At 72.3% G+C, this 25,079-nt stretch carries 22 protein-coding genes and 2 pseudogenes; 11 read left to right on the plus strand and 13 right to left on the minus strand.

Going from position 1 to position 25,079, the window contains the following annotated elements; all coding sequences use genetic code 11:
* Window positions 1–52: 52 nt before the first annotated feature.
* From IO33_RS0109905 to IO33_RS54065, 4 genes and pseudogenes are all read right to left on the minus strand, one after another.
* Window positions 53–589, minus strand: coding sequence for an HXXEE domain-containing protein (locus tag IO33_RS0109905; RefSeq protein ID WP_031162656.1), 537 nt, complete (start codon window positions 587–589; stop codon window positions 53–55).
* A 27-nt stretch (window positions 590–616) separates the two neighbouring features.
* Window positions 617–1,019: pseudogene (locus tag IO33_RS47120) on the minus strand (LLM class flavin-dependent oxidoreductase); the annotation flags it as partial.
* A 91-nt stretch (window positions 1,020–1,110) separates the two neighbouring features.
* Entirely contained in the window at window positions 1,111–1,665 is a 555-nt protein-coding gene (ssuE, locus tag IO33_RS0109915) for an NADPH-dependent FMN reductase (protein WP_031162658.1), read from the minus strand.
* A 241-nt stretch (window positions 1,666–1,906) separates the two neighbouring features.
* Window positions 1,907–1,990 carry a putative leader peptide gene (locus tag IO33_RS54065; protein WP_356352894.1) on the minus strand — a complete coding sequence of 28 codons (84 nt, stop codon included), beginning with the start codon at window positions 1,988–1,990 and terminating at the stop codon, window positions 1,907–1,909.
* A 137-nt stretch (window positions 1,991–2,127) separates the two neighbouring features.
* Between IO33_RS54065 and IO33_RS44005 the strand changes: the two are divergent.
* A pseudogene (locus IO33_RS44005) lies at window positions 2,128–2,772 on the plus strand (LysR family transcriptional regulator).
* A 71-nt stretch (window positions 2,773–2,843) separates the two neighbouring features.
* Here IO33_RS44005 and IO33_RS51110 read toward each other — a convergent pair.
* Window positions 2,844–3,020, minus strand: a complete 177-nt coding sequence (locus IO33_RS51110) for a hypothetical protein (RefSeq protein ID WP_167349443.1) — start codon at window positions 3,018–3,020, stop codon at window positions 2,844–2,846.
* A gap of 165 nt (window positions 3,021–3,185) precedes the next feature.
* On the opposite strand from IO33_RS51110, the gene IO33_RS0109930 reads away from it, so the two are divergent.
* Together IO33_RS0109930 and IO33_RS0109935 are read left to right on the plus strand one after the other, a co-directional pair.
* Window positions 3,186–4,586, plus strand: coding sequence for a cryptochrome/photolyase family protein (locus IO33_RS0109930; protein ID WP_031162660.1), 1,401 nt, complete (start codon window positions 3,186–3,188; stop codon window positions 4,584–4,586).
* 83 nt (window positions 4,587–4,669) lie between these two features.
* Complete coding sequence (locus IO33_RS0109935) at window positions 4,670–5,104, plus strand: SPW repeat protein (RefSeq protein ID WP_031162662.1); 435 nt, start codon at window positions 4,670–4,672, stop codon at window positions 5,102–5,104.
* Between the two features lie 107 nt (window positions 5,105–5,211).
* Here IO33_RS0109935 and IO33_RS0109940 read toward each other — a convergent pair whose 3' ends face one another.
* Window positions 5,212–6,645, minus strand: coding sequence for an APC family permease (locus tag IO33_RS0109940; RefSeq protein ID WP_031162664.1), 1,434 nt, complete (start codon window positions 6,643–6,645; stop codon window positions 5,212–5,214).
* Between the two features lie 117 nt (window positions 6,646–6,762).
* On the opposite strand from IO33_RS0109940, the gene IO33_RS0109945 reads away from it, so the two are divergent.
* A complete protein-coding gene (locus tag IO33_RS0109945; RefSeq protein ID WP_031162666.1) occupies window positions 6,763–7,947 on the plus strand; it encodes an ROK family transcriptional regulator in 1,185 nt (394 codons plus the stop codon).
* A gap of 107 nt (window positions 7,948–8,054) precedes the next feature.
* Window positions 8,055–10,778, plus strand: coding sequence for a glycoside hydrolase family 2 protein (locus IO33_RS0109950; RefSeq protein ID WP_031162668.1), 2,724 nt, complete (start codon window positions 8,055–8,057; stop codon window positions 10,776–10,778).
* 39 nt (window positions 10,779–10,817) lie between these two features.
* Here the strand turns inward: IO33_RS0109950 and IO33_RS0109955 are convergent, their stop codons facing one another.
* Window positions 10,818–12,272 (minus strand): M6 family metallopeptidase, encoded by a 1,455-nt coding sequence (locus tag IO33_RS0109955; protein WP_031162670.1) that lies wholly within the window; start codon window positions 12,270–12,272, stop codon window positions 10,818–10,820.
* A gap of 211 nt (window positions 12,273–12,483) precedes the next feature.
* Between IO33_RS0109955 and IO33_RS0109960 the strand changes: the two genes are divergently transcribed.
* On the plus strand, window positions 12,484–12,747 hold the full coding sequence (locus tag IO33_RS0109960) for a GlsB/YeaQ/YmgE family stress response membrane protein (protein ID WP_031162672.1): 264 nt from the start codon (window positions 12,484–12,486) through the stop codon (window positions 12,745–12,747).
* A gap of 7 nt (window positions 12,748–12,754) precedes the next feature.
* Here the strand turns inward: IO33_RS0109960 and IO33_RS0109965 are convergent, their stop codons facing one another.
* Both IO33_RS0109965 and IO33_RS0109970 read right to left on the minus strand, forming a co-directional pair.
* Window positions 12,755–13,531: a GNAT family N-acetyltransferase gene (locus IO33_RS0109965; RefSeq protein ID WP_031162675.1), complete on the minus strand. Its 777-nt coding sequence runs from the start codon at window positions 13,529–13,531 to the stop codon at window positions 12,755–12,757.
* Between the two features lie 40 nt (window positions 13,532–13,571).
* Window positions 13,572–13,943 (minus strand): MerR family transcriptional regulator, encoded by a 372-nt coding sequence (locus tag IO33_RS0109970; RefSeq protein ID WP_031162677.1) that lies wholly within the window; start codon window positions 13,941–13,943, stop codon window positions 13,572–13,574.
* Window positions 13,944–14,002: 59 nt separating this feature from the next.
* Here IO33_RS0109970 and IO33_RS0109975 point away from each other — a divergent pair, with 59 nt between their 5' ends.
* Complete coding sequence (locus IO33_RS0109975) at window positions 14,003–15,235, plus strand: MFS transporter (protein ID WP_037685177.1); 1,233 nt, start codon at window positions 14,003–14,005, stop codon at window positions 15,233–15,235.
* A gap of 175 nt (window positions 15,236–15,410) precedes the next feature.
* On the opposite strand, the gene IO33_RS0109980 is transcribed toward IO33_RS0109975, so the two are convergent.
* Entirely contained in the window at window positions 15,411–16,265 is an 855-nt protein-coding gene (locus IO33_RS0109980; protein WP_031162683.1) for a GNAT family N-acetyltransferase, read from the minus strand.
* Window positions 16,266–16,404: 139 nt separating this feature from the next.
* On the opposite strand from IO33_RS0109980, the gene IO33_RS0109985 reads away from it, so the two are divergent.
* Window positions 16,405–17,367 carry an SDR family NAD(P)-dependent oxidoreductase gene (locus IO33_RS0109985; RefSeq protein ID WP_031162686.1) on the plus strand — a complete coding sequence of 321 codons (963 nt, stop codon included), beginning with the start codon at window positions 16,405–16,407 and terminating at the stop codon, window positions 17,365–17,367.
* A gap of 280 nt (window positions 17,368–17,647) precedes the next feature.
* Here the strand turns inward: IO33_RS0109985 and IO33_RS0109990 are convergent, their stop codons facing one another.
* On the minus strand, window positions 17,648–18,307 hold the full coding sequence (locus IO33_RS0109990) for a chaplin (protein ID WP_107069273.1): 660 nt from the start codon (window positions 18,305–18,307) through the stop codon (window positions 17,648–17,650).
* A 284-nt stretch (window positions 18,308–18,591) separates the two neighbouring features.
* Here IO33_RS0109990 and IO33_RS0109995 point away from each other — a divergent pair, with 284 nt between their 5' ends.
* Both IO33_RS0109995 and IO33_RS0110000 read left to right on the plus strand, forming a co-directional pair.
* On the plus strand, window positions 18,592–20,202 hold the full coding sequence (locus IO33_RS0109995) for an alpha/beta hydrolase (protein ID WP_031162691.1): 1,611 nt from the start codon (window positions 18,592–18,594) through the stop codon (window positions 20,200–20,202).
* Window positions 20,203–20,332: 130 nt separating this feature from the next.
* A complete protein-coding gene (locus IO33_RS0110000; RefSeq protein ID WP_031162693.1) occupies window positions 20,333–20,857 on the plus strand; it encodes a DUF4232 domain-containing protein in 525 nt (174 codons plus the stop codon).
* On the opposite strand, the gene asnB is transcribed toward IO33_RS0110000, so the two are convergent.
* Window positions 20,850–22,691, minus strand: coding sequence for an asparagine synthase (glutamine-hydrolyzing) (gene asnB, locus IO33_RS0110005; RefSeq protein WP_031162696.1), 1,842 nt, complete (start codon window positions 22,689–22,691; stop codon window positions 20,850–20,852). The two genes, IO33_RS0110000 and asnB, sit on opposite strands and share 8 nt — an antisense overlap.
* Window positions 22,692–22,972: 281 nt before the next feature.
* Complete coding sequence (locus tag IO33_RS0110010; protein ID WP_031162698.1) at window positions 22,973–23,752, minus strand: alpha/beta fold hydrolase; 780 nt, start codon at window positions 23,750–23,752, stop codon at window positions 22,973–22,975.
* A gap of 158 nt (window positions 23,753–23,910) precedes the next feature.
* Here IO33_RS0110010 and IO33_RS0110015 point away from each other — a divergent pair, with 158 nt between their 5' ends.
* Window positions 23,911–25,005, plus strand: a complete 1,095-nt coding sequence (locus tag IO33_RS0110015; RefSeq protein WP_031162700.1) for a baeRF3 domain-containing protein — start codon at window positions 23,911–23,913, stop codon at window positions 25,003–25,005.
* The last annotated feature ends 74 nt before the right edge of the window (window positions 25,006–25,079 follow it).

Consider the following 25,079-nt stretch of genomic DNA (forward strand, 5'->3'; position numbering starts at 1 on the left):
CACCCCGACGCGGCCGCAGGTGTTCGGCGCTGCCGGAGCCGGGTGCCCGTCGTCACCGTCCGCGCAGCACGCCCTGGGCCAGTGCGTGGGTGCCGACCGCGGCCGCCGCGGCGAAGGCGAGGCCCTCGGCCAGCTGCCGAGGCCGGGCGGGGCGCAGGACGCCGGAGCGACGCAGCCGGCCGCGGGCCCACACGCTGAACGGCAGGACCACCAGGGGCGTGGTCGCCGAGCCCGGGGTGTAGCCGCGCAGGGTGGCCGCCTGGACCAGATGGACCAGGCCGTGCAGGCCGAAGGCGTTGAGCGCCGTCTGGTACACGGCCGAGCGACCCCCGGTCCGATGGCCGTCCGCCGCCGCGGCGGCCAGCACCACCGCCATCGCGGCGACCGCGGTGCTGAACTCCCGCGCGTCCACGGCCTCCAGCCGCCGCCACACCGTCTCCGGCACCCGGGGGAACCTCTTGCGCAGCTCCGGCACATGGGTGCGCACCCAGCGCGGCACCATCACCACTTCCTCGGTGTCGTGCACCGCCCACGCGGCCAGCAGGCCCCAAGTGACCGCCCTGGAAACGTCGTTCGGGTTCTGTGTCATGAACCCGCAGTCTGCCAGGACGGTTGATCAACTCGCGAACGGCACCTGGGCCGAGGCGGCGGACACCGTGCCGCCGGGATGCGTCCACAGTCCCTGCGCGGCGAGCCGGGGCAGCACGCCCTCGCCGAACCGGTACGCCTCCTCCAGGTGCGGGTAGCCGGGGAGGACGAACTGGTCGATGCCGAGGGCGTGGTACTCCTTGATCCGCCCGGCGATCTCGTCATGGCTGCCGACCAGGGCCGTGCCCGCGCCGCCGCGCACCAGGCCGATGCCCGCCCAGAGGTGGGGATGGATCTCCAGGCTCTCCCGGCGCGCCGCCGTGCAGGGCGAGCATCCGCCGCTGCCCCTCCGACTCGCTGCGGGCGAGGCCCGCCTGGACGGCCCGCACGGTCACCGCGAGCAGTCCGGAGGCGGACAGGCGGTCCACCTCGCCCCGTGGCAGCCGCCACTCGGCGGCACCGCGCGGAACCCCACGGCCAGGGCCTCGGCGGCGTCGGCGATCACGTGTGCGGTCATGGCGGTCAGCTCGCCGCCGCCAGCGCCGGGGCGCGGTCGAGGGCGGCGGAGAACTGGTCCACCACGTGCCCCAGCGCCTCGGCGGTGGGCGGGGCGACCGTCAGCGAGCCGTCCTCGCCCACGGTGATGTCCTTGTCGAGGGTGAACCAGCCCTGGACGATGTGCGCGGCACCCATGGAGTTCAGCACCGGCCGTAGTGCGTAGTCGATGGCGAGGACGTGCGCGCTGGAGCCTCCGGTGGCGAGGGGCAGCACGGTCTTGCCGGTGAGCGCGTACTGCGGGAGCAGGTCCAGCAGCGCTTTCAGGACGCCGGAGTACGACGCCTTGTAGATGGGTGTGCCGATCAGGACGCCGTCGGCACGGGCGAACAGCTCGGCGGCCTCGGCGATGGCGGGGTGCCGGAAGTCCGCGCCGAGCAGCGCTTCGGCGGGGACGGTGCGTACGTCGAGCGGAATCACCTCGTGGCCCTGGGCGATCAGCCGCTGGTCCAGGTGGCGCAGCAGGCGACCCGTGCGCGAGGAGGCGGAGGGGCTGCCGGAGACGGACAGGACGGTGGCCATGGGTGCCTCTGTTTCTGGGGTGCGCCGGGCGCCCCTACGGGGGACGGGCGCTCGGGGAGTGGGGTCGGTCAGGAGTACCAGGCGGGTCCCCAGTGGGCGAATTTCACAGGCGCTGCGGGCATGTGGAACTCCTGTTGCGGAAGAGTTTTCGGGCACGCCTGATTCAAAAGCGTGCGAGGGCACGGTGAATTCGGGCGAGGAAAGAGGAGATGCGGAGAGGCGGCGGATTCCGAAGGGTCGATCAGGCCGCGGGGCAACAGGAGGCGCTGGAGACGCGCGCGAGGTCGACGTGGCGTCGCCGCGTGAGGTCCAGTCGCATCTTCATGCCGTCGATCGTGTCAGCCCCGCGGAACGGCGGTCAAGGAAAAACCGACCGGTCTCGTATCGCGGACCGTTGAATTTCACGAAGGTGCGACAGGTGAACCCTTGAACGGGCCGGGAAATAGGCCGCGTTCTGCGGCGGTGCGGACGGAACGGCTGGAATACATCGCGGCCGTGACAAGGCTCGGCTCTCTGCGCCGCGCGGCCGACGAACTGCGCCTGTCCCGGCCCGCGTTGAGCGAGACGGTGCGCAACCTGGAGCGGGGCACTCGGCGTCGACCTGCTGAGCGCAAGCGGTCGGGCGCCACGATCAGCGCGGCGGGTCGGGAGCTGCTGCCGCACATCGTGAGCGTGCTGGAGGCGGTGGACCGGCTGCGGTCGGCGGCGGCCGGCGCGCGGCACCGGACCCGCCGTTGGTGCGGGTCGGCACGGTGAACGCGGTGACCGTGCCGCTGCTCATCCCGTGCTGCGGGCCCCGCATCCGGTCACCGAGGTGGAGGTGGTCGGCGCACAGCGCTGCCGTGCGGACGTTCGCCGGCGTTCTCGTGCTCGACCGACGGCGCGGTCGTGGGCAAGCAGCTTGCGGCCGAGGGGCTCGGGGCGACCGTGCTGCCGGACTTCGGTGTCCTCGGGAGTCCACTGGAGCGGTCCGGCACGCTCGTCTTCCGGCCGATCGCGGACGACACCATCCGGGTACTGCGGATGCTCCAGCGCCGGCGCGCGGAGTCGGTGCCGCAGGCGGCCCGGGATCCGCACGCGGAGTTCGTACGCCGGGCGGGGAGCTGACGGCGCCGCCCTGACACCCCGGGCGCCACGTCGACCGCCGTGCCCGGGGCAACGACTCCCCGGTCGGGCGCTCAGGAGCGGCCGTCGTCGTCCTGGGGCTGGGCCACGACGAGGAACGCGTCGGACTTCAGGTCCATCACCACGGTCACCCGCTCGCCCTCGGCGCGGCGCGCGGCCGCGTACTCCTCCGCGGGCCATGATCCGCGCGGGGCTCCGGCGGGGAACCACTCCAGCACCTTGGCGTTCATGACGGTCGGTCACCTCCGGGGTCGGCAGCCGGACGGAACGTACATCCTGTACTTCTGCGGCTGCCCCGTGTCGGTACCGGCATGCCATCCGGTACCGGAGTACTCCTGATCGTCCGGTCCCCCCTCGACCGTCCCGCCCGCCGCCCGCGCCCACGGAGCCGCGCCATGAACGCCTCGGTCGTCCTGTTCACCGCCGATTTGCGCCTGCACGACCACCCACCCCTGCGGGCCGCGTCGGCGGGCGGCCGCCAGGTGGTCCCGCTGTTCGTGCGCGACCGCGGTGTGGCCGACGCCGGCTTCGCGGTGCCCAACCGGCTGGCGTTCCTCGCCGACTGCCTGCGGGACCTGGACGCGGGGCTGCGCGAGCGCGGCGGGCGGCTGGTGCTGCGCTCCGGCGAGGTCGTCGAGGAGGTGTGCCGGGTGGCCGCGGCGGCGGACGCCGACGAGGTGCACCTGGCGGCCGACGTGAGCGCCTACGCCCATCTGCGGGAAGAGCGGCTGCGGCGCGCCCTGGAGGCGGACGGGCGGCGGCTGCACGTGCACGACACGGTGACCACGGTGGTGGCGCCCGGGGTGCTGACGCCGGCCTCCTCCGACCATTTCGCCGTGTTCACTCCGTACTTCCGCCGCTGGTGGGCACAGCGGCCGCGCGACCCATTGGGCGCGCCGCGCTCGCTCTCGGTCCCGGACGGCGTGGGATCCGAGGGTCTTCCGTCCCGTGACGCGTGGCCGGGGGTGTCGGCAGGGCTGGCCGCCGGCGGGGAGGCGGCGGCCAGGAAACGGCTCGCCTCCTGGCTCCGCTCGGGCCTCGGCGCGTACGAGGAGCGGCATGACGACCTGGCCGGCGACGCGACCTCGCGGCTCTCCCCGCACCTGCACTTCGGCACGCTGTCCCCGGTCGAACTCGTCCACCGGGCGCGCAGGGCGGGGGGTCCGGGCGCGGAGGCGTTCGTCCGGCAGCTCGCCTGGCGGGACTTCCACCGTCAGGTGCTGGCCGCGCGTCCCGCGGCGGCCGCCGCCGACTACCGCACCCGGCACGACCACTGGCGCTCCGGCCGGTCGGCCGAGGAGGACGCCGAGGCCTGGCGGGAGGGCCGTACCGGCTATCCGGTGATCGACGCGGCGATGCGCCAACTGCGGCACGAGGGCTGGATGCACAACCGGGGGCGCCTGCTGGCGGCGAGCTTCCTGACCAAGACCCTGTACGTCGACTGGCGCGTCGGGGCCCGTCACTTCCTGGATCTGCTGGTGGACGGCGACCTGGCCAACAACCAGCTGAACTGGCAGTGGGTGGCGGGCACCGGCACGGACACCCGGCCGAACCGCGTGCTCAACCCCGTCGCCCAGGGAAGGCGGCACGATCCCGAGGGTGCGTACGTGCGGCGCTGGGTGCCCGAGCTGGCCGGCGTCCCCGGGGCCGCGGTGCACGAACCGTGGAAGCTGCGGGGGGCGGACCTAGCGGGCATCGGCGCGTACCCGGACCCCATCGTCGACCTCGCCGACGGCCTGGCCCGCTTCCGGCGAGCCCGGTCACAGAACCGACACGTAGCTACAGATAAAGAATAAATAAGAGCAAACTGGGAACATGCGGTGATATCCGCACACCGCACCAGACGCGGTCTGGCCTGCTAAGTCAAAGGAGACGAGTCATGGCCAACCTGCACAGGGGTGATATGACGACCCACCCCGATGTCTCCGAAATGCGGGAACGCTACGCCCGCATGCTCGGCGGTCGTGATGTGGCGCTCGTGGACGGCCCGGTCTTCCTGCTCGGGCTCTACTGCGCGGCATCTCCGTGGATAGTGCACTACACGGCGAGCCAGCCCGCCCTCATGACGCACAACCTGATCATGGGGATCGCCATAGGGCTGCTCGCACTGGGATTCACCCGTGCTCCCGAGCGGATGTACGGCCTCAGCTGGGCCATGTGTGCCATGGGCATCTGGCTGATCATCGCCCCGTGGATCGTGGGCAGCAGCCCGGACGCGGGTGTGATCATCAACAACATCATCATCGGCGCACTCGCGCTCGTACTCGGACTCGTGTGCGCCGGTACGGCGATGAAGAGCTCCCCCAGGGCGTGACCGGAGGCACGAGGGAAGGAAGACACGCAGAAGGTGAGGCCGGTCCGCACGGGCGGACCGGCCTCCGTCGTACCCGCTCAGCGGCCCGGCACCCACCAGCCGGGGCGCTAGCTCATCTCCAGGGCCTTGTACTCCTCGGCGATCTCCCTCGCGCCGAAGGGCCACACCTTCTCCCGCCACGCCCAGACGGCGAAGGCCACGCAGCCGAGGGCCAGCCAGGCCAGGGACCATTCGACGGGGTGACGGCCCGGGGAGTTCTTGTCGGCATAGCCGTAGATCACGCACCAGCCGGCGAACGCGATGACGCTCGGCAGGGGGTAGAGCCACATGCGGTACGGGCGGCGCAGGTCCGGCTGGCGCCGGCGCAACACGCTCAGCGCCACGATCTGGGCGAGCGCCTGGACGATCACCATGACCGTGGTCAGCAGCTGGATCAGGGTCGCCAGGTCGGTGTGGCGGCCGATCAGGAAGCCGACCGCGGTGATCACGCCCATGGTCGCAAGGCCGAGCGTCGGGAAGCGGTGCCTGGGGTGCAGCTTCTCGTACGGCCGGAAGAAGACGCGGTCGCGGGCGGCGTCGTAGGGCACCCGGGAGCCGCCGAGCAGGCCGGTGAAGACCGAGGCGAAGGCCGTGACCAGGATCAGCACGGTGACCGTGTCGGCGGCGCCCCTGCCCCAGGTCTTCTCCAGCACCGCCGCGGCGACCGAGGTGGAGGCGATGTCGTGCGGGTCGGTCATCCGGCGCCAGTCCACGACGCCGAGGGTGCCGATCTGCAGCAGCAGGTAGATCGCCATGATGCCGAGAATGGAGAAGAGGATCGAGCGCGGGAGGGTGCGGCCGGGGTCCTTGATCTCGGCGCCCATGTATGCCGTGGTGTTGTAGCCGAGGTAGTCGTAGATGCCGATGGTCAGGCCCGCGGCGAAGCCCAGCCAGAAGTGGCTGCTCGTCAGGTCGAAGGCGCGCGCCGGGTAGGTGAAGGCCAGGTGCGGACTGAAGTCGGTGGCCGCGGCGACGATCACCAGGAGAACCGAGGCGATCATCACGGTCCACATCACGGCGGTGATCCGGGCGATGTGCTCGATGCCGCGCCACAGCAGGAGAACGACCAGGGCGATGACGCCGAGGCCGATCAGATCGCCCGCCGTCCGCCCGAGATCGGGGGCCAGATAGCCCAGGTACTGCACGAAGCCGACCACGCCCGTGGACATGATCAACGGGATGAAGAGCATCGCCGTCCACACGAACAGGAACGGCATCAGCCGGCCCGTGCGGTACTGGAAGGCCTGGCGGAGATAGACGTAGCTGCCGCCGGAGCCGGGCATCGAGGCGCCGAGCTCGGCCCAGACCAGTCCGTCGCACAGCGCGAGGACGGCGCCCGCGACGAAGCCGATGACCGCCTGGGGGCCACCGAACGCGGCGACCATCAGCGGGATCGTGACGAACGGGCCGATGCCGCACATCTGGCTCATGTTGATGGCCGTGGCCTGGAACAGGCCGACACGGCGGACGAAACCACCCGTGGGTGGCGGACTACCGGACATGGGGACTCCTGACGCCACGGGCGGCCTCGGCGGCACCCGGCGGGCTGATGGCCGATAAAGTTAAGGAGCCTTACTAGGTGCGTCAAGTATGCGCCGGGAATACCTGAGAATGGTCCGATGACCGCCAGTGACGTCGAAGAGCAGCCGGAGCAGCCCTGGAGCCGCCGGCGGCTGCGCAGCACCAACGAACGGCTGCTGCTCGACCGGCTGCGCACCCTCGGCGCCGCGTCGCGCGCCCAACTCGCCCGGGAGACCGGCCTGTCGAAGCCGACGGTCTCCAGCGCGCTGGCCTCTCTGGAGACGGCCGGCCTGGTGCACGAGGTGGGCACCCAGGCCCCCGAGCGCGGACGCACCGCCGTGCTCTACGCCCCCGACCCGGCCGCCGGGTACGCGCTCGGCGTGGACATCGGCCGGGGCTGGCTGCGGGTGGCGGTGGTCGACCTGGACGGCACGGTCGTCGCGCGGGCCGACGTACGCAACCGGACCCGCGCTTCCGCCGCGCTGGCCGACCTGGTCGTGCGCACCGCCCGCCAGGTGATCGCGAATTCGGGCGTGGACCGGGCCGAGGTGGTGCACGGCGTGGTCGGCACGCCCGGCGTCTACGACGCGCGACAGCGGCGGGTGCGGTACGCGATGCATCTGCCCGGCTGGGGGCGGGCGGGGCTGGTCGACCGGATGCGCGAGGAGCTGGGCGTTCCGCTGGAGGTGCACAACGACGCCAATCTCGCCGCGCTCGGCGAGTACACCTACGGCGTCGGCACGGGCAGCCGGCTGTTCGCGTACATCCTGATCGGCACCGGCCTCGGCATGGGTGTCGTCAGCGAGGGGCGGCTGTTCACGGGGGCGCACGGGCTGGCCGGCGAGATCGGCTTCCTGCCCTGGCCGGGCCGGCAGAAGCCGGAGCGGCTGGAGGACGCGGTGTCCGGGGTGGCCGTGGTGGAGGCCGCCCGCGAGTTCGGGATGAGCGGGCAGCTCACGGCGAAGACGGTCTTCGACGCGGCCCGGCAGGGCCATCCGGGCGCCGCGCGGGCGGTGGAGCTGGAGGGCGAGCGGATCGCGCACACCGTGGCGGCGACCGCCGCCGTGCTCGACCCGGACCTGGTGGTGCTCGGCGGCGGCGTCGGCCACAGCGTCGACCTGCTGCTGCGCCCGGTCCAGGAGCACGTACGCGCCCTCACCCCGCTGCGCCCGCGGATCGCGCCGAGCCGGCTGGGCGAGGACGCGGTCCTGCTCGGCGCGGTCGCCACGGCGCTGGACACGGCCCGCGACCTGGTGTTCGAGCGCAGGACGGCCGGAAGCTGACCGCGCGAACACCGCCCGGGCCGACGGTCATTGACACGGCCCGCGCGGCGCCCTAGCTTGATCCAGGTTAGTAAAGTTTCCTAACTTTACCAGGCCGGAGCTCTGCCATGTTCCCTCGCCCCTCCCCCACCCGCCGGTACGCCGTCACCGCGCTGGTTCTCGGCCTGCTCGGCTCCCTGACCAGCGGCGCCTGGGCCGGCGCCCGGCATCCGGCACCGCCGCACGGGCCCGCCCCGACCACCCGGGTCCCCTCCGCGGCCGGCACCGGCACCCCGCTCCAGGGATACGCCATCCAGTCCTCGGCGAAGGTGAGCGACTCACCGGCGGCCGTCTCCTCCCCCGGCTATCCCGCCCGGGACTGGTACCCGGCAGGCCCCCGCTCGACGGTCATGGCCGCGCTGCTCGCCGACGGCGTGTACGCCGACCCGTTCTTCTCCACCAACCAGCAGAAGGCAGCGAAGGCGGACTTCGAGGTCCCCTGGTGGTACCGCTCCGACTTCACCGTCAAGGACACCGCACGGCGTACGTTCCTCGACTTCAGCGGAGTGATCTCGGCGGCCGACGTCTATGTCAACGGCCACCAGGTGGCGAAGGCCGCGGACATCACCGGCGCCTATCCGCACCACGAGCTGGACGTCACCTCGCTGATCAGGCCCGGCACCAACACGGTCGCCTTCCGCGTGCAGCCCAACGAGCCGAACAAGAACCTCACCATGGGCTGGATCGACTGGCTCCAGCCGCCGGCCGACCGGAACATGGGCATCGTCCGGGACGTCGTGGTGCGCCGGGGCGGCCCGGTGGCGCTGCGCGACGCGCACGTCGTCACCCGGCTGGCCGTGCCGTCGCTCGCCTCCGCGGACCTGACGGTGAAGATGCGGGCCCGCAACGACACCGGCGCCGCGGTCACCGCCGAGATCACCGGACGCATCGGCGCGACGACGTTCACCCGGCAGGTACCGCTCGCCGCCCACCAGACGAAGACCGTCGCCTTCTCCCCGGCCGACACCCCGGGGCTGCGCCTCACCTCGCCGAAGGTGTGGTGGCCGGCCGGGATGGGCGGGCAGCCGCTGTACGACCTCGACCTCACCGCGTCCGTCGCCGGTACGGCCTCGGACACCGCGCACGAGACCTTCGGCATCCGTGACGTCCAGGCGCCCCTGAACGCCGACGGCGCACGTCAGTACCGGATCAACGGCCGCAGGCTGCTGGTCAAGGGCGGCGGCTGGTCGCCGGACGAGTTCCTGCGCTGGGACCGCACCTATGTCGAGGACCGGCTGAAGTACGCCGTGGACATGGGGCTGAACACGATCCGGCTGGAGGGGCACCTGGAGCCGGACGAGTTCTTCGACCTGGCCGACCGCCACGGTGTGCTCACCCTTCCCGGCTGGGAGTGCTGCGACAAGTGGGAGGGCCAGGTCAACGGGAGCGGCGAGTCCGGCGACCCGTGGACCGCCGCCGACTACCCGGTCGCCAAGGCGTCGATGGCCGCCGAGGCCGCCCGGCTCCGCGACCACCCGAGCGTGCTCTCGTTCCTGATCGGCAGCGACTACGCACCCGACGCGACGATCGAGAAGAGCTACCTGGACGCGTTGAAGGCGGCCGACTGGCCCACCCCGGTCGTCTCCTCCGCCTCCGACCGCTCCTCACCGCAGCTGGGCAGTTCGGGCATGAAGATGACCGGCCCCTACGACTGGGTGCCGCCCGGCTACTGGTACGCCAAACGCGAGGGCGGGGCCACCGGCTTCAACTCCGAGACCAGCGCGGGACCGAGCATCCCCACCCTCGACACCCTGCACCGCATGATGACCCCCGCCGAACTGGACACCCTCTGGAAGGACCCGGACGCCAAGCAGTACCACCGCTCGCCGTCCCCGGTCTTCGGCACGCTCAAGATCTACGACGCCGCACTCGCCGGCCGCTACGGCGCCCCCACAAGCCTCGCCGACTATGTGCGCAAGGCACAGCTGGCCCAGTACGAGAACGTCCGGGCCCAGTTCGAGGCGTACGACCGCAACGCCACGGACTCCGCCAGGCCCTCGACCGGAGTGATCCACTGGATGTTCAACAGTGGCTGGACCTCGCTGCACTGGCAGCTGACGGACCGCTACCTGGACCAGGGCGGAGCCTATTTCGGCGCGAAGAAGGCGAACGAGCCGCTGCACGTCCAGTACTCCTACGACGACCGCTCGGTGGTCGTCGTCAACCACCGGCACACCGCGGCGACCGGGCTCACCGCACGCGCCACGCTCTTCGACCCCGACGGCAAGCAGAGGTACGACAAGACCGTCACCGCAGTGGGCGTGAACGGCGACGGGGCGCACGGCACCGCGCTCACCCTGCCGTCCTCGGTGAGCGGACTGCCGTCGACGTATCTGCTCCGCCTGGTCCTGACGGGCGCGGACGGCAAGGAGGTGAGCCGGAACGTGTACTGGCTCTCCACCCGGCCCGACACCCTCGACTGGAACGGCACCACCTGGTACTACACGCCGACGACCGGCTACGCCGATCTCAAGGGGCTCGGCTCGATGGCGCCGGTGCCGGTGTCGGCGACGGCCGCCACCCGGTCGTCGGACGGCACCTCGGCCACGACGGTCACGCTGCGGAACACGGGCGGCGGCAGGACGCCGGCGCTGCTGACGGACGCCCATCTGGTGGACGGGCAGGGGAAGCCGGTCCTGCCGGTGCGCTGGTCGGACAACCAGGTGAGCCTGTGGCCGGGCGAGTCGGTGACCCTGACCGCCACCTACCGCACGGCCGACCTGCACGGCGCGGCACCGCGGGTGCGGGTCTCCGGATGGAACACCCCGGAGCGGACGGTGCCGGCGTCATGACGGTGCGGGGGCGGGCCCGGCGGCCCGCCCCCGGCCGGTTCAGCCGACGTCGAGCGCGGTGTCGTCCACGACGAACGAGGTCTGGTACTTGGAACCCTCGGTGCCGGTGAACTTCAGGGTGACGGTCTGCCCCGCGTAGCCGCTGAGGTCGAAGCTGCGCTGCGTGTAACCGGAGGCGGCGTTGAGGTTCGAGTACGTCGCCAGGGTGCCCAGGACCGTGCCGGAGCTGTTCAGCACCTGCACCTTGAGGGTGTCGTAGGCCGTGCTGGTCGTGGTCTCGGCCGTGTCGACGTGCAGATAGAAGCTGAGCTTCGCCGACGAGCAGGCGGACGGAATGGTCACCGACTGGGAGAGGGTGTCGGTGGTGGCGGTGCCGTTGCCGTCGAGCCAGGCGTAGTACGAGCCCGAACGGGCTGACTCGCCGCTGGAGTTGGTGATGACACCGCTGGTGGCGCTCCATGTGCCGTTGCCCGACTCGAAGCCGCTGTTTCCGAGGAGCTGGGCGGCCGTGCAGCTACCGGTGCCACCGCCTCCTCCCCCACCGCTGCCGGTGCCGGAACCGGCCAGCCAGGCGGTGGCGTTGAGGGCGAGGGCGGCGTTGGTGGCGCCGGAGTCGTTCCAGCCGTCGTACAGGGTGTTGCCGGACTGGCCGGTGCCGTCGTCGATCGGGGAGCTGTCGCCCCAGAAGGCGACCCGGCCGCTGCCGAAGGTGCTGGTGAGGAAGAAGGCGCCGGTGTTGCCGGAGTAGCCGCTGCGGTAGACCAGGCCCTTGACGGAGGAGTTGTCGGCGGGCTTGAGGGTGGCGGTCGTGCCGTCGGCGATCAGGCTCTTGGTGACCGTGCCGAAGGAGCCGTGCAGGACCGGGTCGGTGCTGTCGCCGATCGCGGCCGGGTAGCCGGACTTGACGTCGAGCGAGTCGATGGAGAAGCCGAACGGGTCGGTGGGGTCGACGCTGTTGTTCGTCATCAGGTCGTTGAGGATCTCGACCGCGTCCTCGCCGTCGTTGTTGCGGTCGGCTCCGGTGTGGTCGGAGATCATGAACAGTCCGCCGCCGTTCTTGACGAAGTTCATGATCGCCGTCTTCTCGGCACTGGTGAACAGCGTGCTCGGCTCCGGCAGGACCAGCGTGTCGAAGTTCGACAGGTCGGTCGAGGAGGAGCCGCCGTAGCTGAGGCTGGAGCCGGACGGCAGCGTCTTCAGGCTGTAGTCGCCGGTCTTCTGCAGTGCCACGCCCCAGGAGGACAGGGCGCCGGTCCAGTCCGTCTCGGCCGACGGGGAGGAGTCCTGGCCGAGCGGGTCGGGCTGGCTGGTGGAGATGATCCAGTCGGCGTTGCCGGCCGTCTCGGCATGGGCGTTGTCGAACAGGATGCGGTGCGTGGCCGCCGCGTGGGCGGCGGTGCCGCTGCCGAGCTGGACCGCTGCCCCGGTGAGCAGCAGCCCGCATCCGGCCAGGGCGGTGGTGAGTCTGCGGCGGGATCTCCTGGATCCGAACATCCGGCGAACCTCCATGAGGGGTGGGGAGAGGCGGTGCGGCGCCAAGTCTGCGCGCGTAGAGCCCGCTTGAGGGTTCTACACGCGTCAATTGGTTGAAAGGTACATGGCATGAAGGGGCGGTGAACAGAAAGTCGCGGCAACAACCGGAGCGGACTGCGTCCGCTTACAGCGGGCAGACGGTGAGCGAGAGACAACACCAAAAGGGGTGGCCATGGAGATCTCGGGCATCATCAGTGCCGTCATCATCGGGCTCATCATCGGTGTGCTGGGGCGCCTGGTCGTCCCCGGGCGGCAGCACATCGGCATGCTGTGGACCATCGTCGTCGGCATCGCTGCCGCGCTGCTGGGCTCGGCCATCGCCGCCGGGTTCGGGGTCGCGAACACCAAGGGACCCGACTGGATCGAGTGGTTCATCCAGATCGCCCTGGCCGCGGTGGGCATCGCCGCGCTGGACCGGGCGCGGGTACACCGTTGACGGGACGTCAGCTTCCGTAGAGATAGGGGGTCGTGGTGCTCAGCGCGTGGAAGCCGAGGCGCTGCAGGATCGGGCGGCTCAGGGCTGAGGCGTCGACCTGCAGATAGCGGCAGCCGTGGGCGGCGGCGACGCGGGCCCGGTGGGCGACCAGGGCGCGGTAGACGCCCCGGCCCCGCCAGGCCTCCACGGTGCCGCCGCCCCACAGTCCCGCGAACCGGGTGCCGGGCACCAGCTCCATGCGCGCGGCGCTGACCGGTTCGCCGCACGCGAGGGCGACCACGGCGACGACCGTGCCGGGGTCGGCGGCCAGGCGCGCGAGCAGCCGGTGTCGCAGCCCGGTCCCGTCGGTGCCGAAGGCCTTCTCATGGACATCCACGACGAGGTCGACGCCGGCCGGGTCGGTGACCCGTACGAGACGGATGCCCGCGGGCGGTTCGGCGTCCAGGGCGAGCCGGCCGGTCTCACCGATCAGCAGGGTCTCCTCGGGCTCGGCCCGGAATCCGGCGGAGGCCAGCCGGGCACCGAGATCCCCGGGCCGGTCGTGGCCGTAGAGCTTCCACTCGAAGCCGCGGCCGAGGCCGGTGAAGCGGTCGATCTGCTCCTGGATCGCCCGGTCCGCGCTCCCCGGGTCCAGGCCGGACCAGAGCACGCCGTTCCAGCCGTGCGCGTCCGCGACCTGACGCACGACCGCACCGGCCCGTTCGATCCGGGCACCGGGGCCGTCCGGGGTCGCGTTCTCGCGCATGTCTCGGTCGTAGCGGGCGAGCACCGCGGAGTGGTCCATGCACCCAGCTCAGCAGGGACGTTCCGGCGGGGCAACGCGATTACCGCGGGTCCGGGCGCACGGCGGCCAGATAGGCGCTGAGCCGGTCGCGGTTGCGGGACAGGCAGTCGATACGGGACTGGATGCGCTCGATGTGCCCCTGGAGCAGGGCGGCTGTCTGCGGCGTCACGCATTCGGCGGGCGGGTGCAGAGCGCCGGGGCCGGAGAGGTACGGCATGATCGCGCGGATCATCTCGGTGGTGAGCCCGGAGTCCAGCAGGCCGCGGATCTGCCCGACGGCGGCGACGGCGGACTCGGGATAGCTCCGGTAGCCGTTGTCGGCGCGTTCGGGGTGGAGGAGATCCTGCTCCTCGTAATAGCGCAGCAGCCGGGTGGGGACACCCGTGCGGCGCGACAGCTCACCGATCCGCATGCCTGTCTCCCGGTTCGCGCTTGACCTTCACACTGATGTCAGGCTCCGACCATGGTCGCATGACCGTGTCCTCCACGTCTTCCCAGGTCAAGGGTGCCCCGCTGCCGTGGTCGGGGCTGCTGGCCCTGTCCTGCGCCGCGTTCACCGCCGTCCTCACCGAACTCCTGCCGGCGGGCCTGCTGCCCGCGATGGCGCCCCCGCTCGGGGTCGCCGAGTCGCGGATCGGATTCCTCGTCACCGCCTACGCGGCGGCTTCCTTCCTGGCCGCCGTCCCGGTCACCGCGGCTCTGCGCGGGCTGCCCCGACGGCCCGTGCTGTGCGGTGCCCTGTTCGGCTTCGCCGTCAGCAACGCGCTGGTGGCGCTGTCGTCTTCGTATCCGCTCACGTGCGCGGCGCGGCTGCTGGCCGGCGCGATGGGCGGCACGCTGTGGGCGATGCTGGCGGGCTACGCGTCCCGGATGGTGCCGGCCGAGCGGCGCGGGCGGGCCATCGCCCTCGTGCTCGCCGGGATCACCCTGGCGCTGTCGCTCGGCGTGCCGGCGGGCACCGCGCTCGCCGGTGCGGTGGGGTGGCGGGCGGCCTTCGGCGCTCTGGCCGTGCTCGCCGTCCTGCTTGTGGCCTGGATACGGCTGCGGGTGCCCGGCTTCCCCGGCGAACCCCCGCACGCGCGCGTGCCGCTCACCGGGGTCGCGCTCCGCCCCGGCATCCGCCCCGTGCTGTCGGTGACCCTGTTCCTGTTGCTGGGGCACCAGGCGCTGTACACCTACGTCGCCCCGTTCGCCCGGCATGCCGGGTTCGGCCGTACGGGACTGCTGCTCGCGGTCTTCGGGACGGCCACGGTGGCCGGGATCTGGGTGACCGGAGTGCTGGTCGACCGGCATCCGCGGGCGACGCTGCTGGCGGCGCTCGCGCTGCTGGCCGGGGTGCTGCTGGTGCTGGGCCTGGGCGCGCGGACGCCTGTGCTGCTGGTCGGAGCGGTGGCACTGTGGGGTGCGGCCTTCGGCGGGGCGCCGACGCTGATCCAGACCGCGCTGGTCGAGGCGTCGGGGCCGGCCGAGGCCGAAGTGGCGACCTCGTTGCAGACGACGGTGTACAACGCGGGCATCGCCGCCGGCTCGCTCACCGGCGGTGTGGCGCTGGACGTCCTGGGCGCCGGAGCCCTGCCCTGGACCGCCCTGGCGCCCGTGGCCCTGGCGCTGGCGACGGTCGCGGCGGGCCGCCGGTACGCCTTCCCCGCCCGGCGGCACACCCGCACCCCGCAGGCCGGGGCGCCGGCCGCGCCGGTGCACTAGCCCTCCGCTCGCGGTGCCGCGCCGTGCCGTCGGCCGTCCACAGCGCCGTCGTGGCCGGCAGCGGTCGAGCCAGGTCCCGCGAAGCTTCAGGGCGCTGCCGTCGCCCGCCCGTGAGGCCGCGCGGGCCGGTGCCCGAGGGGCGCCGCCGGTGCTGCCCGGCACCACGTGCCGAGTGTCAGCCCAGTTCGAGGGTGGTGACGCCGAACACGTGGTGCTGGGCGTGCGGGCGGACGGGGCCGGTGTACATGCGGGCGGTCTCGAACGAGGCCTGGAAACCGGCCGCTTCGGCGAGCGCGACGCCGGCCGCGTTCGGCTCGGGCACGTCGATGGCGACCTGGCGTCCGGCGGCGTCGGCCGTGAGGGCGGCGAAGAGGGCGCGGGCGTCGTCGGCGGTGTCCGCGAAGAGGGGACCGATGCGCAGGGTGTCCCGGCCGGGGCGGAGCACGCCGTAGCCGGTGAGGCGTGCGCCGTCGTAGCGGACGAGGGCCTGGTGGCCGGGGCCGGTGAGCCACTCGGAGAGGAAGCGCGGTCGGTCGGCCGGGTAGCAGGCGCTGTCGTAGGCGGTGATCGCGGCCAGGTCCGCGGGACCGGCCGGGCGGATCCCCTCGGGCGTCTCGCCCTGCGGGGCGGCGCCGGTGAACCGGATGGTGCGGTAGGCGAGTTCGAACCCGGACTGGCGGTAGTTGTCCTGCTGGGCGACGACGCCGTCCAGTCCGACGGTGCGCTCACCGGCATGGGCGAGGGCGGTCTTCCACGTGGTGAGGCCGTGGCCGTGGCCGCGCAGGTCGGGGCGGACCAGATAGCAGCCCAGGAAGGAGTAGTCCGCGCCGTAGTTCACGACGGAGACGGCCGAGACCGGCTCGCCGTCGATGCGGCCCAGGAAGAACCCGCCGGGATCCTGCGCGAAGAACGCCGGACCGTCGGACAGTCCGGGATTCCAGCCCTCCGCCGCCGCCCACCCGGCGATCACCGGCCAGTCGGCGAGGGTGGCCTGCGTGACGACGAGGTCGTGGGGGACCGCAGAGGTCATCGGTGTGCTCCGTCTTCCGTCGGGACCAGACTGCCGTGCCGCATCCTTCCGGATCGACGGGGGGCAGCGCCACGGGAAGATCAGCCGTTGCCCGCGCCGGGCTTGACTTCGAGCGCACTCGAATCCGTAGCGTTCGGACATGAGCACCGCACAGCACGAGATCGGTTCCGGTTTCGGCGCCACCAGCACCGCCGACGACGTCCTGCGGGGCATCGACCTGACGGGAAAGCTCGCCCTCGTCACCGGCGGCTATTCGGGCATCGGTCTGGAGACCACCCGCTCGCTCGTCAGGGCCGGCGCCCGCGTGGTCGTGCCCGCCCGCCGTCCCGTCACCGCCGAGCAGGCGCTGGCCGGCGTCCCGGGCGTGGAGCTGGACGAGCTGGACCTCGGCGATCTGGAGAGCGTGCGCGGCTTCGCCGAGCGGTTCCTGGCGTCGGGACGGACCCTCGACATCGTGATCGACAGCGCCGGGATCATGGCGTGCCCGGAGACCCGCGTGGGGCCCGGCTGGGAGGCCCAGTTCGCCACCAACCACCTCGGCCACTTCGCCCTGGTCAACCGTCTGTGGCCCGCCATCGCACCGGGGGGTGCCCGAGTCGTCTCCGTCTCCTCCCGCGGCCACCACTTCTCCGGCGTCCGCTGGGACGACGTCCACTGGCGGCAGGGCTACGACAAGTGGGAGGCCTACGGCCAGGCCAAGACCGCCAACGTCCTGTTCGCCGTTCAGCTCGACAAGCTCGGCCGCGACGCCGGCGTCCGCGCCTTCGCCCTGCACCCCGGCGGCATCCTCACGCCGCTGCAACGGCACCTGGCCAGGGAGGAGATGATCGAGCGCGGCTGGATCGACGAGGAGGGCAACGCGCTCGACCCCGAGGGCTTCAAGACCCCGCCGCAGGGGGCGGCCACCCAGGTGTGGGCGGCGACCTCGCCGCAGCTGCACGGGCTCGGGGGCGTCTATCTGGAGGACTGCGACATCGCCGAACGCGCACCGCGGGGCGACGAGCGCACCGGCGTCAAGGACTGGGCGACCGACCCGGAGCAGGCGGCCCGGCTGTGGAAGCTGTCGGCGGAGCTGACGGGCGTCGACGCGTTCGCGGCGTAGCGGCCGCGCAGCGGTACCCGGGGTCGACGTCGGCCTCCACCTGGACGTGGAAACGGTCGCTTCGCCGGCCGGTGGCTCGGTCCTCCTCGCGATCGTCGTGGCGGTGACCTGGCGTGGCACGCGCCGGGCGAACCGGTCGCGCGGGGAAAGCGTCGGCACCGCCACGAACAGCCCGCACGGGGCGCGGCGGAGCGATCCGCCGCGCCCGGCGACACCACCGGGCCGTGGACGGACCGGACCCCACCGGGCCGACGTCCGGTGGGGTCTCGGAGGGTGCCGGTCAGCCGGTGTGACCGGAGCGGAAACGGCGGTACAGGGCCGTGCCGGCGAGAAGGAGCGTGGCGCTGCCGGCGACGGCGGGCGTCGTCACGTCCATTCCGGTGTGGGCCAGCACCGCCGACTGCGCGACGGGCTGCACGCGCGGGCCGGCACGGTGCTTCGCCGGCGCCGGGGGCCTGGGAGCCGGGGTACGCGGGTGACGGGGAGTACCGGGCGCCTCGCCGTTGACGGACCGGTTGCCCCCGGCCGGGTTGCCCACGCCGACCACGTTGACGCTGTTTCCGGTGACGTTGACCGGAAGGTCGACGGGGAGCTGGATGTCGTTGCCGGATGCCACGCCGGGCGAGTCCTGCGCCCCGCCGTGCGCGGACGCCCCGCCCGACGCGGACGCCCCGGCCTTGGCGGCGCCGCGGTTCGCGCAGGCGTTGCCGGCCGCCGGGTTGAGCAGCCCCACCACGTTCACGGTGTTGCCGCACACGTTGACCGGCACGTGCACCGGGAGCTGGATGCCGTTGCCGGAGATCAGCCCGGGCGAGCCGGCCGCGGAGCCGTCGGCGCCGGCACCATCGGCAGCGAAGGCGGCGGACACCGGCAGCGCCAGAGCCATCGCCCCGGAAGCGGCGGCGACGGCGATCACACCGTTTCGGGTAGCCCGTCTCATAGTTCCCTGCCTTCCAGAGGTCGTAGCGGGCACTCACCCGCACCTCATAGAACGCAGAAGAACCATCCGAGTTATGGCTTATCGGTCTTTCACCCCGTCGAGCGACACTGTTATCGAACTGCATGTAAAGCCTCTCAATGATCTCCAACGGGCATGGAGGGCGCGAAGGGTACGGCACCGGGCGCCGCCCCGCTCGCCCGGAGGCGGGCCTTCCGGGGCCCGCTTATGGTGGGTCGAGGGCGCCGTCCCCCCCGGTCCGCGACAGGCGTCCCGGGAGGCGATCGATGCTGGCCAAGCTGTCCAGACGGCCCACCGTGCGGCGCTGCGCGGGCGCCGGAGCCCTCGCCCTGGCACTGCTCGGTGCCGGGCTGCCCCGGGCCGGCACCGACCGGCCGCAGCCGCAGCCCGACCTGTCCCGGTTCTACCGGCAGAAGGTGACCTGGGCGGCCTGCAAGGGCCCGGACATGCCGAAGGACCTCCAGTGCGCGAAGGTCACCGTCCCGCTCGACTACGCCCGGCCCCGCGCGGGCACCCTCGACGTGGCCGTGGCCCGCTATCGGGCGACCGGCGCGTCGCGGGGGTCGGTGCTGCTGAACTTCGGCGGCCCGGGCGGCGCGGGCATATCCGAACTCGCCTCCGGCGGCAAGGAGTTCATGGATCTGACCAACGGCTACGACGTGGTCACCTTCGACCCGCGCGGCGTCGGGCGGTCCTCCCCCGTCAGCTGCGGCGAGGGCGGCGACGAGGCCTCGGACGCGGCGGGCGAACACGCCGACCTCGCCCATCCGCAGGCTCTGCTCACCAAGTTGCGGACGGCTGTCGGCGAGTGCGCCCGGAACTCCGGCCCGGTGCTGCGGCACATAGGCACCGTGAACGCCTCCCGCGACCTGGACGTCATCCGCCAGGCCCTCGGCGACAAGAAGCTCAACTACCTCGGCTTCTCCTACGGAACGCGGCTCGGCGCGGTGTACGCGGCACAGTTCCCGGACAAGGTCGGCCGGATCGCCCTGGACGGCGTGGACACCCTGACCGAGCCGCTGTCCGAACAGGGGGTGGCCGGCGCCCAGGGGGAGCAGACCGCCCTGGACGATTTCCTGGACTGGTGTACGACGGACGTCGCGTGTCCGTTCGGCCAGGACCGGCGGGCGGCCGAGGACCAGGTGGTCCGGCTGGTGCACTCGCTCGACAAGAACCCGGTACCGATGGACTTCGGCGGCACGTTCTCCGGGCAGGACCTGGTGGGCGCGATCGGCCAGGCGCTCTACAGCAAGCAGCTGTGGCCCGCCCTGGAGCGCGCCCTGGCCTCCCTGACGGAGGACGGTGACACGCGGGGCGTGCTGAACTTCGCCGACGGCGGCGCCGCGCCGCCCCATGGGGGACGTCCGCAGGACGGCGGTCTGGTCGATCCGCAGAACGTCCCGTCGGACAACCTGGCGTCCGCGCTGATGGCGATCAACTGCGCGGACGACCCCGACCGGCCCGACGCGGCCCAGATCACCAAGGACCTCAGGAGCCTTCGGTCCGCGTATGACGAGGCCTCGCCGGTCTTCGGCCGCTACCGGCTCACCCAGCTGCTCATGTGCTACGGCTGGCCCCAGGGCACCGACTTCATCCGCGACCGGGTGAAGGACGTCCACTCGGCGAAGATGCTGCTGGTGGGGACCCGCGGCGACCCGGCGACGCCGTACCGGTGGACCGTGGAGACGGCGGCACGGCTCGGCCCGTCGGCCGTGGTCCTCGACAACAAGGGCGACGGCCACACCGGGTACGGCTCGTCCAAGTGCGTCCACCGCAAGGTCGACGACTTCCTCCTCTACGGCACCCTGCCCCCGAGCGGCAGCTCCTGCCCGGCGGACGGTGGGCAATGGAGCAGCACCACGAACACCACCAACTGATGACAGTGGCGGCGCAACCGGGTCACAGGTGCGAATCCGGCACAACCTCCGGCGCATCCCGGCCGTCACACTGGGCAGGCGCGCTGAGGCCGCCGCATCCCGTACGTGACCACGACTGGGGGAGACCACCATGCGTATCCGCGCCGCCATCGCCGCGCCCGCCGCCTCGGCCGCCACGGCGGTCCTGCTGGTGACCGCACCGCAGAGCCAGGCCGCCACGGGCCACGCCCAGCCCGTCCGCTGTGCCGAGAAGTCGCTGACGGTCCGGGCCAGGGACGCGGCCGGCGACCCGACCGTGGTGCGCGTGAGCGTCACCCACCACGGGCTGCGCGCGTGCGTGGTGGACCGGGTGCCCACGGTGACCTTCGGGGAGCTGGACGGCGCCGCCCTGCCGACGCCGCGGGGCGGCACCGGTCGCTACCGGCTCGCGGCGGGCGGGACCGCCTACGCCGACGTCCGGACCCTCGGCGACCCGGCGGACCCCGAGGCCCGCCGGACGGACGGCATCACCGTGGCCGCCTCGGCCGCGCACCGGGGCCGCTCCTTCACCGCCGCACGGCTCGGCACCGGGAAGCAGGTCCTGGTGTGGGAGCCGGTGACGACGTGGTGGCAGCCCACGGCGGCGGCTGCGGACCGGGCCATCGGGCTCAGCTGAGCGTCACCTCGGGCGTGTAGACCTCCAGCCACCGGGCGAGGTCCAGGGCGCGCTCCAGGCCTCGCCGGGCCGCCTGGGTGCTGACCGGCGCCTCGCGTTCGGCGGCCTGGCGGAGCCGGTCGCGGTCGACCAGGTCGAAGACCCGGTGGGAGGGCCGGGAGAGCAGTTCCTTGGCCTGTTCCTGCAGGGCGCGGGCGTACCGCGGGTCCTGCGTGGACGGGTACGGGCTCTTGACCCGCTCGTACACCGAGCGCGGCAGGACGTCCGCGGCCGCCTCCCGGAGCAGGCTCTTCTCCCGGCCGTCGAAGGACTTCAGCGCCCAGGGGGCGTTGTAGACGTACTCGACCAGCCGGTGGTCGCAGAACGGGACCCGGACCTCCAGGCCGACGGCCATGCTCATCCGGTCCTTGCGGTCGAGCAGGGCCCGGACGAACCGGGTCAGGTGCAGATGGCTCATCCGCCGCATCCGGTACTCGAAGTCGCTCTCGCCGTCCAGCCGGTCGATGGCGGCGACGGCGGTGTGGTAGCCGTCGGCGACGTAACCGTCCAGGTCCAGGGCCTTGACGAGATCGGCGCGCAGCACGTCGGCGTCCTCGCCGAAGTGCCGGCCGAAGCTGGCCAGCCAGGGGAAGGTGTCGGCGTGGCGCGCCTCCTCGTCGAAGAACTGCAGGTAGCCGCCGAAGACCTCGTCGGCGGACTCACCGGACAGGGCCACCGTGGACTTCTCGCGGATGGCGCGGAAGAGCAGGAGCAGCGAGGCGTCCATGTCGCCGAACCCGGCCGGCAGGTCGCGGGCGCGGAGCACCTGTTCGCGCACGGCGGGGTCGGCGAGGGACTGCGCGTCGAGCACGATGTCCTGGTGGTCGGTGCCGGCGAGTTCGGCCACGTCGTGGACGAAGGGTGTGTCGGGGGTGCCGCGCAGTTCGTCGGCGACGAAGTTGTCGGTCTGGCCGACGAAGTCGACGGCGAAGCTGCGTACCTTCTCACCCTGTTCGCCGAGCTGCCGGGCGGCGATCGCGGTCATGGCCGAGGAGTCGAGGCCGCCGGAGAGCAGGGTGCAGCGCGGGACGTCGGCGACCAGCTGGCGGCGCACGATGTCGTCGAGCAGCGAGCGCACGGTGGCGATGGTGGTGTCGCGGTCGTCGGTGTGCGGACGCGTCTCCAGCCGCCAGTAGACACGGGTGGACAGGCCGGAGCGGTCGACGGTGACGACGGTGCCGGGTTCCACCTCGCGCATGCCGTCCCAGATCGCGTGTCCGGGCGTCTTGACCAGGACGAACAGTTCCCGCAGCCCGTTCAGCGCGACCCGTGGGCGGACCAGCGGGTTGGCGAGGATCGCCTTCGGCTCGGAGCCGAACAGGACGCCGTCGGGGGTCGGGTAGCAGTAGAACGGCTTGATGCCCATGCGGTCGCGGATCATCACGAGCTTGCCGTGACGGCCGTCCCAGACGGCGAACGCGTACATGCCGTTGAGCCGTTCGGCCACCGCGTCACCCCATTCGAGGTAACCGTGCAGGACGACCTCGGTGTCGGAGTCGGTGGTGAACCGGTGGCCGCGGGCCTGAAGTTCCCGGCGCAGTTCCGTGTAGTTGTACGCCTCCCCGGAGTACACCATGGCGACGGGCCCTTCGGGGGTGTCGACGGCCATCGGCTGCCGGCCGCCGGGGAGATCGATGATCGCGAGCCGGCGGTGCCCCAGGGCGGCCGGGCCCTGCACCCAGGTGCCGCGGTCGTCCGGGCCGCGGCAGGCCATCGTCTCGGTCATCGCATGCAAAGTGGTGGCCTCGGTGGTCAGATCGCGGTCGAAGGAGACCCATCCGGTGATGCCGCACATGCGCTACCTCCTGCCTCCGGCGCGAGACCGGCTCCCCCTCACCTCAGCCTTCCCAGGTGAACCAGGGACCGGCCCGCAAAACCAGATGTATCTAGCACCTATATGGTTCAGCCTCCGCCAGTTGCCCGAGGCAGTCAATGCGGCCGTAACACCGACAGCCACCCCCTCCCCCACGATTTCGGCCGTATTTTGCTCGCGTGAAATCCCGTGGAGCCCGTGCCACCGGGCCGGTGCCGCCAGGAACCGGCCACAGGCAAAAACTTCCCCAAACGCCGCGGGGGTCAGGCCTTTTCGGTCACGAATCCATCCAGTACGGCGGTCAGCTCGGCCGGCTTCTCCAGGGGCAGCTCATGGCCCGCGTCCAGGATGCGCACGACCGCGTCCGGGTAGGCCTTGGCCATCCGGAGCATCTGCCGCACCGGCAGCTGCACGTCGTGGTAGCCGTGCACCATCAGGGTGGGCGTCCGGATCTCGCCGGCCCGGTCGAGGACGTCGAAGGCGCGCATCGCGCCGTACAGGGTCATCACGACCTCGCGCGGGGTCGCGGCGGAGGCGCGGATGTGCGCGCGGATCTCCTCGCGCGGGTAGCCGGGCGCGAAGGCGCGCTGGATGTTGGCGGCGACGAACAGCCGGTACGGCACGAGCGTGGAGGCGGCCATGAGCAGACCCCGGCCGCGGCTGTACGTCATCCGGCCGATGGAGCCCACCAGCACCATCCGCCGCACCCGCTCGGGGTGGGCCAGGGCGATGGTCTGCGCGATCATGCCGCCCATCGAGTGGCCGACCAGCACGAACCGTTCGACCTCCAGGTGATCGAGCAGGGCGAGGACGTCCCGCGCCAGCTCCGCGATGGTGCGCACGCCGGATCCGGTGCTCTCGCCGTGCCCGCGCAGGTCCAGCCGGATCACCCGGCGTCCGGGCGAGAAGTGCGCGACCTGGTGGTCCCAGCGGTGCCGGTCGGCCGTCCAGCCGTGGACGAACACCAGCGGCACCTCCGGTGCGTCACGGGGACCCTCGTCGTCGTACGTCAGGGCCGCTCCGTCGAGTTCGAGCTGCGGCATGTCAGGCCTCCAGGGTGAGCCACGATCCGGTTACTGGCCGGTACGGTAACGGTCCGCGGGCCGCCGCGTCACCGTGGTCCGGCAGAGAGACCCGACGGTGACCTTCGGTCCGGATTACCCCGAATGCCGTACATGTGAATCGGACCTATCGTGCTGTCATGGAGCACGCACTGAGTCCCGCGACCCTCGCCGAACTCCGGCGCCCGCGCCCGTATCCGGCGGTGTCGGTACTGACCCCGACGCACCGCCGCGAACCCGAGAACGGCCAGGATCCCGTCCGGCTGCGCAATGTGGTCACCGAGGCCCGCAGGCGCCTGGAGTCCGACCCCTCCGTCACCCGTGAGCGGCGCAACGACGTCGTCGCGCAGCTCGACCGGGCGCTGGCGGAAGTGGACCTGACACATGCCGAGGACGGCCTGGTGATCTTCGCCGCTCCGGGCGAGCACCAGGTGTGGTCCCTGGCCCGCACCGTCCCCGAGCGGGTGGTGCTCTCGGACACCTTCCTCACCCGCAACCTGGTCGCCGCGCAGGCCGCCGAACGCCCCTTCTGGGTACTGTCGGTCTCCGCGGACCACGTCACCCTGTGGAGCGGCGGCGAAGACCGCGTGGTGCAGGACCACACGGGCGGCTTCCCGCTGGAGCGCAGACAGGAGAACTTCGACCCCGAGCGCCAGATGCGCACGGGCGGCCTGCCGAGCACGTTCAGCGACGAAGGCACCCGCCAGTTCCTGCGCGAGGCCGACACCGCCATGAGCACGGTCCTGCGCGACCAGCCCCGGCCCGTGTACGTCACCGGCGAGCAGGCGGCGCTGTCCCTGCTGGACGAGGTCGGCAGTGTCGCCAAGGCCGCCGTCCACGTCCCGCACGGCGGCCTCGCGCACGCCGGTCCCGAGGCCGTGTGGCAGGCGCTGCGGCCGGTACTGGAGGCGGAGGCCCGCAAGGACACCACGGGCATCGTCCGGGAACTGACCTCGGCCCGCGGTCACCGCACCTTCGCGGCCGGTCTCGACGAGCTGTGGCAGAGCGCCCGCGAGGGCCGGGTCCGGCTGCTCGCCGTGGAGGAGAACTTCCGGGCGGCCGTCAGCGACCTCGGCGCGCATCTGGTGCCGGCCGAAGCCGGCGACCTGGACGCCCGCGAGGACATCGTGGACGAGATCGTCGAGCAGTGTCTGGAGACCGGCGCCGACGTCCGCTTCGTGCCCGACGGCACGCTGGGCGACGCGAACGGGATCGCCGGAGTGCTGCGGTACTGACACTCCCCCACCGGGTGCGTTCCCCGGCAACGGCACCCCCGGCGGCGCTCCCTGCCCAGCGTACGCTACGGCGT

The organism is Streptomyces durhamensis, from assembly GCF_000725475.1.
Taxonomy (GTDB): Bacteria; Actinomycetota; Actinomycetes; order Streptomycetales; family Streptomycetaceae; genus Streptomyces; species Streptomyces filipinensis.